Origin of the sequence: Vibrio tapetis subsp. tapetis, from assembly GCF_900233005.1 — a bacterium.
GTDB classification, from domain to species: domain Bacteria; phylum Pseudomonadota; class Gammaproteobacteria; order Enterobacterales; family Vibrionaceae; genus Vibrio; species Vibrio tapetis.
Genome location: NZ_LT960611.1, coordinates 2883739 through 2897628, shown reverse-complemented (window position 1 = coordinate 2897628; position 13890 = coordinate 2883739). Strand labels below are relative to the sequence as shown.

Annotated in this window: 9 protein-coding genes and 2 other annotated features (1 of these 11 only partly in view); of the genes, 8 read left to right on the top strand and 1 reads right to left on the bottom strand. The window is 45.8% G+C overall.

Annotation, left to right across the window (positions count from 1 at the left end; genetic code table 11):
* Positions 1-85: 85 nt before the first annotated feature.
* Complete coding sequence (locus VTAP4600_RS12850; protein ID WP_102523154.1) at positions 86-1087, bottom strand: nucleoside hydrolase; 1002 nt, start codon at positions 1085-1087, stop codon at positions 86-88.
* 325 nt (positions 1088-1412) lie between these two features.
* Here VTAP4600_RS12850 and dusA point away from each other — a divergent pair, with 325 nt between their 5' ends.
* From dusA to VTAP4600_RS12810, 8 genes are all read left to right on the top strand, one after another.
* Entirely contained in the window at positions 1413-2384 is a 972-nt protein-coding gene (gene dusA / locus VTAP4600_RS12845) for a tRNA dihydrouridine(20/20a) synthase DusA (RefSeq protein ID WP_231897918.1), read from the top strand.
* Between the two features lie 172 nt (positions 2385-2556).
* Positions 2557-2766: an envelope stress response protein PspG gene (gene pspG, locus VTAP4600_RS12840; protein WP_102523152.1), complete on the top strand. Its 210-nt coding sequence runs from the start codon at positions 2557-2559 to the stop codon at positions 2764-2766.
* Between the two features lie 85 nt (positions 2767-2851).
* The gene (locus tag VTAP4600_RS12835; RefSeq protein WP_102523151.1) at positions 2852-3526 is read left to right on the top strand and encodes a TIGR04219 family outer membrane beta-barrel protein; all 675 of its coding nucleotides are present in this window, start codon (positions 2852-2854) and stop codon (positions 3524-3526) included.
* 788 nt (positions 3527-4314) lie between these two features.
* Entirely contained in the window at positions 4315-5598 is a 1284-nt protein-coding gene (ltrA, locus tag VTAP4600_RS12830) for a group II intron reverse transcriptase/maturase (protein WP_102521018.1), read from the top strand.
* A gap of 144 nt (positions 5599-5742) precedes the next feature.
* On the top strand, positions 5743-5973 hold the full coding sequence (locus VTAP4600_RS12825; RefSeq protein WP_102523150.1) for a hypothetical protein: 231 nt from the start codon (positions 5743-5745) through the stop codon (positions 5971-5973).
* 113 nt (positions 5974-6086) lie between these two features.
* Positions 6087-7919, top strand: a complete 1833-nt coding sequence (locus VTAP4600_RS12820; protein WP_102523149.1) for an assimilatory sulfite reductase (NADPH) flavoprotein subunit — start codon at positions 6087-6089, stop codon at positions 7917-7919.
* The gene (cysI, locus tag VTAP4600_RS12815; RefSeq protein WP_102523148.1) at positions 7919-9652 is read left to right on the top strand and encodes an assimilatory sulfite reductase (NADPH) hemoprotein subunit; all 1734 of its coding nucleotides are present in this window, start codon (positions 7919-7921) and stop codon (positions 9650-9652) included. Before VTAP4600_RS12820 ends, cysI begins: the two co-directional genes overlap by 1 nt.
* A complete protein-coding gene (locus tag VTAP4600_RS12810) occupies positions 9645-10418 on the top strand; it encodes a phosphoadenylyl-sulfate reductase (RefSeq protein WP_102523147.1) in 774 nt (257 codons plus the stop codon). Before cysI ends, VTAP4600_RS12810 begins: the two co-directional genes overlap by 8 nt.
* A gap of 694 nt (positions 10419-11112) precedes the next feature.
* Positions 11113-11992: a sequence feature (16S ribosomal RNA rRNA prediction is too short), on the top strand.
* A gap of 978 nt (positions 11993-12970) precedes the next feature.
* Positions 12971-13890, top strand: a sequence feature (16S ribosomal RNA rRNA prediction is too short); it runs 38 nt beyond the window's last position.

Here is a 13890-nt window from a genome sequence, read left to right as displayed (position 1 = left end):
ATACCGTAAGCAAAATTTGCTAGTTAATCAACACTTCTGTCTTGCTTGATGCTTATCTCTGCGATCTTGGTACCTGCTCTAAGCATCATAAGTTTATTATGTGTGCAAATTGATGGGAAAACGCACGTTGAGACACACCTTGTATGACCGTTATTTTTCGGGTTCCGCTCTCGGTAATGAAGGTGTTACCGCATTGGTTGTTTTCCAGCGACTCTTTTGTATCGACATCTAAAAAAGCTTCGTATTGTTGGTATTCACTAAGCCCATTTGCCATTAGCATCGTTGCCAGAGGGTCAAAAATTGGAACGGGTATACCCTCGTCGTGCGGGCCGCTCTTCTTATCTAAAATCTGTTTCGTTAATATCGCAATGGGGTCATTGGCGGTAATCAGTGATGAATAACCTGGGTTTAAGATGACGTAATAGCAGGCATCTAATGGCACTAATGTTAGCGGTAAATCAGACTTAAATACCTTTTGGGCCGCTATTGGGTCAACGACAACGTTCCATTCTGCGACATGATTGCTACGATAAGCCGGACCTTGGTCCCAGTTTGGCTGAGCGTCGTTAAATAGAGATATGTTGCCATCTATATGTATCGCTCCTGCCATTGCGAATACTTCTGAAATATTCTCAGTTTTAGCGTCAGGGTAGCTCTCAAGCATACGAGCAATATTAGTAAAACCACCTAAAGAGATAATACTGATAGGGTCGGTTGCCTCTGCTAGGGTTTCCGCGATGAATTGCCATGCAGGACGAGTATCGATAGGCAACTCAATTGTTGGGTTTATCGTACCAATCAGCCCCATGAGATCGTTCATGTCATTTTTGAATGGCTGTGGAAACTGATGTTGGTAGCTCGTAGGCGTTTCCGTGCCCAATGCAATTTTAGCTTGGGTTTGATTACCTAACTCAAGCAAGTTCTTTGCGAGTAAGCCTCCCCAGCGTAAATTGGTTTCACCACAACCTGTTACGGTAATGGCAACGATATTGATATTCGGATCTTTGATCAGATACAAAATGGACAATACGTCATCCCACCCCATATCTGTATCGATAATGACTTGTTTTTTTGTGCTGTGAGCCATAAGTAAACCGCATGAGATAGTCAAAAATATGTTTTATATAATACCTTCTATCGAACGGAATGGAAAATAGATAAATCGGGTTCGATATCTTGATCGGGTGTTTAGGTGCTGATCTCGTGGGAAATTACTTTAGGCTGGCCCTCAATAGTATTTGGCCTATGGGAAACCCTAAGCAAAGCTCCTTTTGTTTTTTCTGACGATTTAGGATTCTCAGTGTATAATCTGCGTCCTTTTTAATGGCTAGCAGCAAGCTATTCCATATTGAATACGTGTAGAACAGAGTGAGGTAGTCGTGTCTAACCCAAAAAACACCAATGAATTCGCAATGCAGCGCCTTTCGGTTGCCCCGATGCTTGATTGGACAGACCGACACTGTCGTTACTTTCACCGCCTACTGTCTCAAAATACGTTGTTATACACTGAAATGGTAACAACTGGCGCGATCATTCACGGTAAAGGAGACTTCCTTACTTATAGTGAACAAGAGCATCCTATCGCGCTTCAACTAGGTGGTTCTAATCCTGTCGATTTAGCGACATGCGCTAAGTTGGCTGCAGAACGTGGTTATGATGAAATTAACCTCAACGTGGGTTGCCCTTCTGATCGAGTTCAAAATGGTCGCTTTGGTGCATGCTTGATGGCTGAGCCGCAATTAGTCGCGGATTGTGTGTCTGCTATGCGTGACGTTGTGGATATTCCGGTAACAGTAAAAACTCGTATTGGTATCGATGAACAAGACTCTTATGAATTCTTAACCGATTTCATTTCAACAGTGCATGAAAAGGGTGGCGTTGATCAATTTACTATTCATGCTCGTAAAGCGTGGCTGAAAGGGTTAAGTCCAAAAGAAAACCGAGAAATCCCGCCATTGGATTACCCTCGAGCTTATCAAATTAAAAAAGACTTCCCACAACTGACTATTGCCGTAAACGGTGGTGTTAAGACACTAGAAGAAACAAAAGAACACCTTCAGCATTTGGATGGTGTGATGATTGGTCGTGAAGCGTATCAGAATCCGTATCTGTTAGCAGAAGTTGACCAGCAAATCTTTGGTTCTGATAGAGAAATCATCAAACGTTCTGATGTCGTGAAAGCGATGTACCCGTATATAGAGCAAGAACTGTCGAATGGTGCGCACTTAGGCCACATTACTCGTCATATGTTGGGGTTATTCCAAGCGATGCCTTGTGCTCGCCAATGGCGTCGATACATCAGTGAAAATGCACATAAACCGGGTTCTGGCATTGAGGTTGTTGAAGCTGCACTTGCTAAAATTCCACTTGAATTAGGTGTGTAAAATTCACCACTGAATGGTTTTATTTACCATGCCATTAAATGTGGGCCTTTCGTTTTATTGCGGAAGGCCTATTTTTTATTTAAATTACAATAACTTAATTTTTTAGATAAGTTGGCCTGCTTTCTGCAATTAGTAACGTAGAGAGAAGTTAATAACTAAGAAGAGGTTAGTGATGTTTGAATTACTGTTTGTATTTATTTTTGTGGGCATGCTGGTATTTACTGGCGTGACGATGATGACAGTATTTATTGCAACGGGCGTGGCATTCCTTGCGATGTTTGTTTTGGGAATGGTTGGTATGGTGTTTAAAGTTCTGCCGTGGCTAATTGTCATTGTTGTTGGCTGGTGGTTCTTTAAGAGTTTCGTCTATCAGCCACGCTAGCTTATGCGTGTACATTCATTCTTGATGGTTATTGCTTCTCGGATATGTGATAGTATCCGAGTTAATTTCTTGTATTTGAGAGTGGATGAACAAAATGAAAGTGCGTATGGCGGCTTCAGCTTTAGTACTAGCGAGCTCAATTGCAATGCCTGTTTCGGCAGAGTCGGACTACTATTTTAGAGTCGGTAGCGACTTGTGGTCAGCGGGTACGAGTTTTTCTGATAATAAAGAAGATTCGAAGCGTGACTCAGTAGATACGCAAGGCGCATTTTCTTTCGCGTTTGAGAATACAATTCCGTATGCCCCCCATGTAAGAGTGCGTTTCACGCCTGTTAGAGGCGAGATTACCAGCTTCGACAAATACGATTACACTTTCTACTACGACATTATGGAGCACGAACATTTGCACTTTGATGTAGGTGTTACTTGGTCTAAGTACAAAGATGGTGAATACACCAACCCAAGTGACTTACCAGCAACATCATTCAGTAAGCTGTTATTCAGCTGGCACGCGAATGCTCGCATTAATGTACCCGATACCAATTTTGATGTTATTGGCGAATTCGATTTTGGTAATGGTGACGGCAATAAAACCGCAGACTTAACGGCGGGTATGCAATATCGTTTTGATTTAGAAAAAGTAGACATTGCAATGCGTGGTGGCTATCGCGCAATGGAGTATCGATTTAATTTCTACCCAGGTTCTGGTGATATGTCTCTGACACATGGTTGGTTTTTGGGGCTGACTGCCGGCTTCTAAGTTTTCATTCAATTTGAAGAAAGCACTGCCTTGAAGGCGGTGCTTTTTTGTTTGCCCAGCGAAGCTGGCAAACCCATTAGGCTGAAAGAAGCCTAAATCACCCTGATTGAGGGGAAGATAATCCGAATCGCAAGGGCGTTGCTGGCCAACGGCAGGGTTTGAAGGAAGCGATAGGAAGTTAACAGTACACAACGAAAGTGAACCTGATTCGGCAATTTAGGTGGGTAAGCGTGCAAAATAGCGTGAAGCCCGATACTCAATCAGACCTAGATTGTGCTTGAGGGTGGCATTGTTAACAGGGAGCCAGTGCAGTAACTGGGGAAGCCTGACACCACATCCGAGCAAACGTCGGAAGCATAAACTCAAGGCGAGAGCCAAGATCTATGTTGGTGCGAGGTGGCAGATGAATCCGTAGTAGTGAGTAAAGCTCGGCCGGTGAAGCCCAGTAATGGTGTGGAGGATAAAACTGAGCTGACCATCAGTAACACGTCTGATGGGACAACATTTTGCCAAAAGCAATCTGGTGTTGCGAAGGGATGAAGTACATTTTAAGTCTGTGATGAGCAGATGTTTTTTTTTTCAGTGGTATACAAGTTGATTAGCTATCGAGGTATTCCGTCTCGGTCTTTGTGAAAGCAAAGCACTGAAGCGAGAAACCGTACAAGGGAGTAACTCTGACTCACTCTAGTAAATTGCCATTGAGCTAGAAGGCTAGAGAGTGGAGTGAAATACACCAACACTGTGAGAGAGCATTTGTCCCCACACGGCACACAATCTAAAGGAAAAAGTTGAGAGTTTACTACAGTTTATATGGTCACTTGCTCCACAAAGAGCGACTCTATAAAGGATTTAAAAAAGTGTGGAAAGCGAAAGGCGCGGCCGGAATAGATAGGCAGAGCCTAAGCGACTACGCCCAAAATCTGAGTGATAACCTAGATCAACTTCTTCTGGAACTCAAAACCAAGCGATACACCCCTCAACCCGTCAGACGGGTAGAAATACCGAAAGATGATGGTGGGGTGCGATTACTTGGGATCCCAACAGTACGGGATAGAGTTGTCCAACAAGCTCTAAATGATCTATTAACCCCAATCTTCGAAGAGCAGTTTCACCCATCCAGCTTTGGGTATAGACCGAATCGAAGTTGTCACGATGCTATAAACAAAGCGACGATGTTCATCCGTCGATACGGAATGCAACACGTCGTAGATATGGACTTATCGAAGTGCTTCGATAAGCTCGACCACGAGCTTATTCTAAAAAGCATTAAGAAACGAGTCACAGACAGTAGCGTACTGGAGCTCATCAAACAGTTCCTGAAAAGTGGCGTAATGGTTGATGGAGAGTGGCAGCATACCGAGATAGGTAGTCCGCAAGGTGGAGTAATAAGCCCACTGATAGCGAACATCTATCTGGATGCGTTTGATCAAGAGATGCGAAAGCGAGGACATCGAATAGTCCGTTATGCCGACGACATACTGATCTTCTGTCGCAGCCGTAAAGGTGCAGAAAATGCGCAAGTACAGGCAACGAAGGTCCTGGAAAAACAGCTCAAGTTAACGGTGAACGAAACCAAATCACACATAGCGCACAGCGGCGAAGGTGTGAAATTCCTTGGAATAGAAATCGGTAGCCATTATAGCCGTATTCAGCCAAAGAAAATGTCGACGTTCAAAGGAAAGTTGAAGCGAGTGACAAGACGCAATGGCGGTAAGCCATTGTTAGAAGTCATTAAACAACTGAATCCACTTCTGAGAGGGTTCAGCCAGTACTTTCGAATAGCGAATGCCAACAGGGAGTTTAAGAAACTGGCCGCGTGGTTAAGGCGAAGACTTCGCAGCGTCCAATTACGATTATGGAAAAAACCGACCCGACTCCACCGCAGGCTAAGACAGCTAGGTTACGAAGGGTCATTCAGGTATATCTGTATGGATAGTTGGAGAAATGCTGCGAGTCCATTAGCCAGTTACTCGATGCCAAATCAATGGTTTAACGACCTTGGATTAGTGAATCTTGAACACGTTAGGACAGGATATGTGTTCAGCCATTATGCTGAATGGAAATGTGCATGAGCCGTATACGAGGTCCGTACGTACGGTTCTGTGAGAGGGATGAGGCGGAGACGCCTCACCCTACTCGATGTATGTGGAATTTGTTTGCATCCTCGCGAAGTTGAACCATGCTTAGTTAATGGGAATGTAAGCAAGGATCTGCTCATGACGATTTCTGAGTTGCGAGGTCTATACAGAGACAACCAGTTAGTTGAAGCGATAATTGAACCTGCGATTCAAGAAGGGAGCTGGGTGGTCGAATTTCGCCATTCCCGCGGGGGGTTCATTTTATTGACTGACTCTCACGGCGAAGAGTGTCACTATTTAGATCTCGATAAAGCCTCTAAATCGGCTTTAGCCGTTGGTTTTAGTCACGTCCGCGTTGAAGAACGCTAACATTATTTTCATCCCCTTAAATCCAAAAGTTATAAAACATACTCATCTATTCTTTTTTATTATTAGCGAGAGTGGTTAATCTATCATCACGCAATGAATAGGGATGTCGTGATATGTCTTCACAAGGAAACACTCAAGCAAATGATCTCTCCGCCCTCGCAAGTCCGCTGAATGATCAACAAATAGGTCAATTACAACAAGCCTCATCTGAGCTGTCATCGCAACAGCTAGCATGGGTCAGTGGTTATTTTTGGGGGTTGAGCCAACACCAAACACAAGGTGCAACGGCACCAATTCGTCAAGCGGCTGCTGCTGTTGCGGCAAAACCGGTTGGCAAGTTAAGTATTATTTATGCTTCGCAAACTGGAAACGCAAAAGGGGTTGCTGAAGTATTAAAAGAAGAAGCGGTAGCTTTAGGTATTGCAGCTAGTGTTTACGATGCTAGTGATTACAAAGGTAGAAGTTTAGCGAAAGAAACGCATGTGATATTTGTAGCGTCAACGAATGGAGAAGGCGAAGCGCCAGATAATGCCATTGAGTTGCATGAGTTTTTACAGTCTAAAAAGGCGCCTAAACTACCTAACCTTCAATATGGTGTTATTGGTTTAGGCGATTCAAGCTACGAGTTTTTCTGCCAGACAGGTAAAGATTTTGACGAGTATCTGTCTAAGTTAGGCGCCACATCATTTATAGATCGAATCGATTGTGATGTGGATTATGACGCCCCAGCAGCGCAGTGGCGTCAATCTGCACTTGATACTGTTAAAGATGCATTATCCGCAAACGTTGAAGCAGAAATAGTACAGCTCCCTGTCGGTCAATCTGCACCTAGTCAATTCAGTAAACTGAATCCATTTACTGCTTCTCTACTTACCAACCAAAAGATCACGGGTCGAGACTCTGGAAAAGATGTTCGTCACATTGAAATCGATTTAGAGGGGGCGGGTATTACTTATCAACCCGGTGATGCATTGGGTGTGTGGTTTGAAAACAGTGCCGAGTTAGTTGATTTAATTCTGGATAAAGCAGGACTTTCTGGCATCGAGAGTATTGATGTTGATGGCGAAAGCTTATCTATTCGCACGGCGTTGATTACTAAATTTGAAGTGACGGCTGCTAACCCTCAATTAGTGACTAAGTTTGCTGAGCTTTCTGGCAGCAAGAAATTACAAAAGCTGGTGGAAGATAAAAGCAAGCTTCGTGAGTATTCAAATAATACACAAGTCGTGGATGTATTAGCAGAAAAGAAAACTAAGCTAACAGCAGAACAGCTAACGAGCATTTTACGTAAGCTAACACCGCGCTTGTATTCTATCGCGTCAGCTCAAAGTGAAGTCGAAGATGAAGTGCATCTAACGGTTGGTCTAGTGGAATATAAAAAAGGGGAAGATGTAAGGTTTGGTGGTGCATCAGGCTTCTTGTCTCAGCGCCTAGAGGAAGGTGGGGAAGTTAAAGTCTTTATTGAAAACAACAATAACTTCAAATTACCGCAAGACGATAATACTCCCGTCATTATGATTGGCCCAGGAACGGGCATTGCTCCTTTCCGTAGCTTCATTCAAGAAAGAGACAACCGAGACGCTGAAGGTAAAAACTGGCTGTTCTTCGGTGATAGAACGTTCACACAAGATTTCTTATACCAAGTTGAATGGCAAAAATACCTAAAATCTGGGTTAGTTACACAACTTGATGTGGCATTTAGCCGAGATCAACAAGAAAAAGTATACGTCCAACACCGAATTCTTGAGCACGCAAAGCAAGTTTGGCAGTGGATACAAGAGGGGGCTTACATTTATGTATGTGGTGATGCAACCCGTATGGCAAAGGATGTGAATGACGCATTAGTCACTGTCGCGGTTCAACACGGCGGTTTAACTGAAGTAAAAGCGGAAGAGTTCATAAACGATCTCCGTAAGGCGAAGCGTTATCAAAGGGATGTGTACTAATGACTGTAAATAATGAAACAAATAAACAAGAAGTCCTAGGCCAAGTGCTGGGGCCATTAGCTGATAACGAACGCCTTAAAAGAGAAAGCAACTTCTTACGCGGTAGCATTCAAACTGATTTACAAGACCGGATTACTGGCGGGTTCACGGCAGATAACTTTCAGCTGATTCGCTTTCATGGAATGTATCAACAAGACGATCGTGACTTTCGAGCTGAACGTCAAAAGCAAAAGCTAGAGCCTTTACATAATGTGATGCTGCGTGCTCGCATGCCGGGTGGGATTATTAAGCCTGAGCAATGGCTAGCAATTGATAAGTTTGCTGATGAGCATACCTCGTACGGCAGTATCCGTCTAACGACGCGCCAAACGTTTCAGTTTCACGGTGTGTTAAAACCAAATATTAAGTTGATGCACCAAACGCTGAACAGTATTGGCATTGATTCAATTGCAACTGCTGGTGATGTCAATCGTAACGTGTTGTGTACGACAAACCCGGTTGAATCTGAACTTCACCAGGAAGCCTACGAGTGGGCGAAAAAAATCAGTGAGCATTTATTACCTAAATCTCGTGCATATGCAGAAATATGGTTAGACGGTGAAAAGCTTGAAACCACAGATGAAGAGCCAATCTTAGGCAGTAACTATTTACCCCGTAAGTTTAAAACTACGGTTGTTATACCACCTCAAAATGATGTCGATGTTCATGCCAATGATCTCAACTTCATTGCAATTGCCGATAATGGCAAGCTGGTGGGCTTTAATGTTCTTGTTGGTGGTGGTTTGGCAATGACTCACGGGGACACTTCAACCTATCCTCGTAAAGCTGATGACTTTGGTTTTGTTGCTTTAGATAAAACATTAGATGTTGCTGCGGCAGTGGTTACCACCCAGCGTGATTGGGGTAATCGTTCTAACCGTAAAAATGCGAAAACAAAGTACACATTAGATCGTGTAGGTGTTGATGTATTTAAAGCTGAAGTGGAAAAGCGAGCAGGCATAGCTTTTGAACAGAGCAAGCCATTTGAGTTGACTGAGCGCGGTGATCGTATCGGTTGGGTTGAAGGCATTGATGGCAAACACCATTTAGCGCTATTTATCGAGAATGGCCGCTTACTCGATTACCCAGGTAAGCCATTAAAAACAGGGGTTGCTGAAATCGCAAAGATTCACAAAGGCGATTTCCGTATGACCGCAAACCAAAACCTGATAGTGGCTGGTGTTCCGGCTAAGCAAAAAGCAGCGATTGAGAAAATCGCGCGAGAGCATGGTTTGATGGACGACGGGGTAAGTGAGCAGCGTAAAAATTCGATGGCTTGTGTCGCATTCCCAACTTGCCCGCTTGCCATGGCAGAAGCTGAACGTTTTCTTCCTGAGTTTGTTACCGATGTCGAAGACATTTTAAAGAAGCATGAACTGCCGGAAGAGGACAGTATCGTACTTCGAGTCACAGGCTGTCCAAATGGTTGTGGTCGAGCAATGTTGGCCGAAATCGGTTTAGTTGGCAAAGCGCCAGGGCGTTACAACCTACACCTAGGTGGGAATAAGTCAGGTACTCGTGTTCCTAAGATGTATAAAGAGAACATCACTGATAAGCAGATACTGCAAGAGATCGATCAACTCGTTGAACGCTGGTCAAATGAACGTAACGATAACGAAGGGTTTGGTGACTACACGATTCGAGCTGGCATAGTTGAAGAAGTGATCATTTCTAAAAGGGACTTTTATGCCTAATAGCCTTGCAACTAAACCACAGCTGTCTGAACTACTAACTATGGGTAAGGCTGCTCAAGTACTTCACCTTGCAGAAATCAATGGCTACCTAGAGACGTTAACGGCTCAGCAAAGAGTCGCGTGGGCACTTGAACATTTAGAAGGCACCCATGCCGTTTCATCAAGTTTTGGCATTCAAGCTGCCGTTATGCTGCACCTTGTAACTCAAGTTAAATCGGACACCCCTGTAATTTTGACGGATACTGGTTATCTGTTTCCGGAAACATACCGTTTTATTGATGAGCTAACAGAGTCATTGAACTTGAATCTGAAAATCTTCAGTGCTCAATACAGCGCTCATTGGCAAGAAGCTAAATACGGCAAGCTTTGGGATCAAGGTGTAGATGGCATCACTCAATATAATAAGCTCAATAAGGTCGAGCCGATGCGCCGTGCCCTAGCTGAGCTTAATGTTGGAACTTGGTTTTCTGGTCTACGCCGTGAACAATCAAGTTCACGGGCCAACTTGCCAATACTTGCAATACAAAATGGCGTGTTTAAGTTTCTACCAGTGATAGATTGGACTAATAAAGATGTTCACTATTACTTAGAAGGAAATAACTTGCCGTATCACCCGTTAAGGGAAGAAGGTTACCTATCAGTTGGCGATACCCATACCACTAAAAAATGGCAGCCAGGTATGAGCGAAGAAGAAACTCGTTTCTTTGGACTCAAGCGTGAATGTGGCCTTCATGAGGATGGTGAGGAAGACGGCTCAGGTATATAGACATCTATATAGAGGGCTCCGAAGTATTAAAAGAAAAGTTGCTTAGCAGCTTTTCTTTGTTTTGGGGTGTATGCTTTTTGAACTAAATATAATAACTCTGTGGATAACTTGTGTTTTAGTTGGAGGTAAACTTGCATAAATAAAGGTTTGGTCGTAATTTCATCGGTTAGTGATTATTTTTGCAATTTTATTGAATTAACGCTTGCTAGTGTGACCGTTATCTCTATAATGCGACCTCACTGAAACGGCAGAGCCAATAAGGCTTCAGCGAATAATTTCAGTTAGGCTACTAGCCAAAAGGGATAATGTGTTTTTAAATTTCGAAAGAAAAGAAAAAACAAAAAAGTGTTTGACACTCCTGATTATCTCGCTAGAATAGCCGCCTCTTCAACGAGAAAGTCGAAAGGCTTCAAAGTTAGAAGAAAGCTCTTTAACAATTTAAACCTATCAATCTGTGTGGGCACTCGTTGATGATAATCAAAACGTTTTTACCTCGGTAAAAACAGTTTCTTCGGAAACAACTTTGGTTTCAATGAACTGAGTGACCAATACGAAATTAAGTTTACTTAATTTTGGCACAGTCAATTCATTATCGTTCTGTTGGAACGATAATAGCTTTAATTTACTTCTCTATTTATAGGGAACAGGTAATTTAAAGTCAGTATTCATTGAGCCGACAAAATCTTAAATTGAAGAGTTTGATCATGGCTCAGATTGAACGCTGGCGGCAGGCCTAACACATGCAAGTCGAGCGGAAACGAGAAGTAGCTTGCTACTTCGGCGTCGAGCGGCGGACGGGTGAGTAATGCCTAGGAAATTGCCCTGATGTGGGGGATAACCATTGGAAACGATGGCTAATACCGCATAACGCCTTCGGGCCAAAGAGGGGGACCTTCGGGCCTCTCGCGTCAGGATATGCCTAGGTGGGATTAGCTAGTTGGTGAGGTAATGGCTCACCAAGGCGACGATCCCTAGCTGGTCTGAGAGGATGATCAGCCACACTGGAACTGAGACACGGTCCAGACTCCTACGGGAGGCAGCAGTGGGGAATATTGCACAATGGGCGCAAGCCTGATGCAGCCATGCCGCGTGTATGAAGAAGGCCTTCGGGTTGTAAAGTACTTTCAGCAGTGAGGAAGGGGTGTACGTTAATAGCGTGCATCCTTGACGTTAGCTGCACAATAAGCACCGGCTAACTCCGTGCCAGCCAGCCGCGGAAATACGGAGGGTGCGAGCGTTAATCGGAATTACGGGGCGTAAAGCGCATGCAGGTGGTTCGTTAAGTCAGATGTGAGAGCCCGGGGCTCATCCTCGGAACTGCATTTGAAACTGGCCGGCTAGAGTACTGTGGAGGGGGGTAGAATTACAGGTGTAGCGCTGAATATGCGTAGAGATCTGAAGGAATACCTCTGGCAAAAGGCGGCCCCCTGGACAGATCCTGACACTCACATGCGAACGCGAGACGAGTCTAGATGATTAGATACCACTGAAGTACACGACATTAACGATCTCTACTTGTAGGATAGTGACTTCATCCGTATTCTGTCGGAGCTGACGCGTTCAGTGAGACTGACTGGGGAGTACTGACGTCAGTATTCATCGCACATGCATTGACTGAAGTCCACACGTTCGATGGAGGCTGAGATTTGAATTCGGGGCGCGCGCCAAAACTTACCTACTTCTGGAAATCACAGAAACCCCCCGCAAACTTCGGGGTGGCCTCCGGAACTGTAAAAAAAGGCCCTGAAGGATGCCCCTGATGTTGGGGGTTATCCAATGGGGAGGTTTAAGCCCCCCCCACCCCCAACGCCCCCTCATCCCCCATTAGGGGCAACCCGTTAAGGGCCCTTAACCTCCCCGGGAAAACCTCCCGTGGGGGTATAACCCCAATGAGGGGGGGGGGGAAAACACCCCCCCCCCCCCGCCCCCCCCGCCCCCCTCCAGGGGGTGGGGGGAGGAACCACACCCCCCCCCCCCCACCCGCCGGGCAAAAATTTTAAGGAGGAGGCGGGCCCCCCCCCCCCCCCCCCCCCTTGGGGGGGGGGGGGACAGCCCCCCCCCCCACAAGAAATAGTTGTTTTTCTCTCTTACTTCTTCCCCGCGGGGGGGGGGGGGAGGGGCCGTGCCCTCTCCCCCCCCCACCCCCCCCCCCCCCCCCCCGCCCCCGGGCCGGCGGGGGGACAGGGAGGAGTTTTGTTTTGATGATAATAAGCGGCCATTAACTCTTCTTTTTTTTTATAAAGCTAACCCGTCGTTGTCGCGGGGGAAAGCGGGGGGGGGGGTGTTTTCCCACCTTTTTTAAAAAAAAGGCGCTCGTAGTTCTTCCCCCCCTGTAACTCCTTTACACCCGTGCGACAGAGGAAGGAAGGGACCCCCCCGGGGCCCAAATATTTACCTTTTTCCCCTCGCCCGGCCCGGGGCCGTTTATTTATCTGCGTGGGGTTTCCCAAAGCCTTTTAATTTGGGAAAATAAACCTGGGGGGTAAAAAAAGTCCCCTCCCCCGGGGAGTTTTCTTTTAATTTCCAAAATTGAGAAAATCCCCCCGGGTCTCCAACCCTCGGGAAAAAGCCTTTTCCCAAACTGGGCCGGGCCAAAAGGAATCGGGAGGGGGGGGGGAAGATTTTTCGGGGTGTAAGGTTTGACCCTCCGTTAAAAATCTTTATGGAAATACCAAGTGGCGCAACGGCGGCCCCCCCGGACAAAATACTGACAATTAAAGTTGCGACCCCCTCTGTGGAGCGAACTGTTTAAGATAGCGCTCGCCGTACAGGCGGTGGTTGAGGTTTAATTAGAGGAAGAGCCCTTGAGCCGTGGCTTGGGGAGCGAAAGCGTTATGTAGACTTTCCTCGGGAGTACGGTGCGGAGATTAAAACTCAACCGAAGTGAAGTGGGCCCGCATCCAAAGGTGGAGCTTCTGGATTACTTCGATGCAACGCGAAGAACCTGACCCACTCTTGACATCTACAGAAGCCAGGGGAGATGCGGGTGTGCCTTCTGGAACTGTCAGACAGATGCTGCATGGCTGTAGTCAGCTCATGTTGTGAAATGTTGGGTTATGTCCCGCAACGAGCGCAACCCTGATCCTTGTTTGCCAGCGAGTAAGGTCGGGAACTCCAGGGAGACGGCCGGTGATAAACCGGAGGAAGGTGGGGACGACGTCAAGTCATCATGGCCCTTACGAGTAGGGCTACACACATGCTACAATGGCGCATACAGAGGGCAGCCAACCAGCGATGGTGAGCGAATCCCAAAAACTGCGTCGTAGTCCGGATTGGAGTCTGCAACTCGACTCCATGAAGTCGGAATCGCTCGTAATCGTGAATCAGAATGTCACGGTGAATACGTTCCCGGGCCTTGTACACACCGCCCGTCACACCATGGGAGTGGGCTGCAAAAGAAGTAGGTAGTTTAACCCTTCGGGGAGGACGCTTACCACTTTGTGGTTCATGACTGGGGTGAAGTCGTAACAAG

Bases quoted from the DNA above. Each gene is read 5' to 3' on its own strand.
- VTAP4600_RS12850 (WP_102523154.1), bottom strand. From the start codon at position 1,087: ATGGCTCACAGCACAAAAAAACAAGTCATTATCGATACAGATATGGGG.
- dusA (WP_231897918.1), top strand. From the start codon at position 1,413: ATGCAGCGCCTTTCGGTTGCCCCGATGCTTGATTGGACAGACCGACAC.
- pspG (WP_102523152.1), top strand. From the start codon at position 2,557: ATGTTTGAATTACTGTTTGTATTTATTTTTGTGGGCATGCTGGTATTT.
- VTAP4600_RS12835 (WP_102523151.1), top strand. From the start codon at position 2,852: ATGAACAAAATGAAAGTGCGTATGGCGGCTTCAGCTTTAGTACTAGCG.
- VTAP4600_RS12825 (WP_102523150.1), top strand. From the start codon at position 5,743: ATGACGATTTCTGAGTTGCGAGGTCTATACAGAGACAACCAGTTAGTT.
- VTAP4600_RS12820 (WP_102523149.1), top strand. From the start codon at position 6,087: ATGTCTTCACAAGGAAACACTCAAGCAAATGATCTCTCCGCCCTCGCA.
- cysI (WP_102523148.1), top strand. From the start codon at position 7,919: ATGACTGTAAATAATGAAACAAATAAACAAGAAGTCCTAGGCCAAGTG.
- VTAP4600_RS12810 (WP_102523147.1), top strand. From the start codon at position 9,645: ATGCCTAATAGCCTTGCAACTAAACCACAGCTGTCTGAACTACTAACT.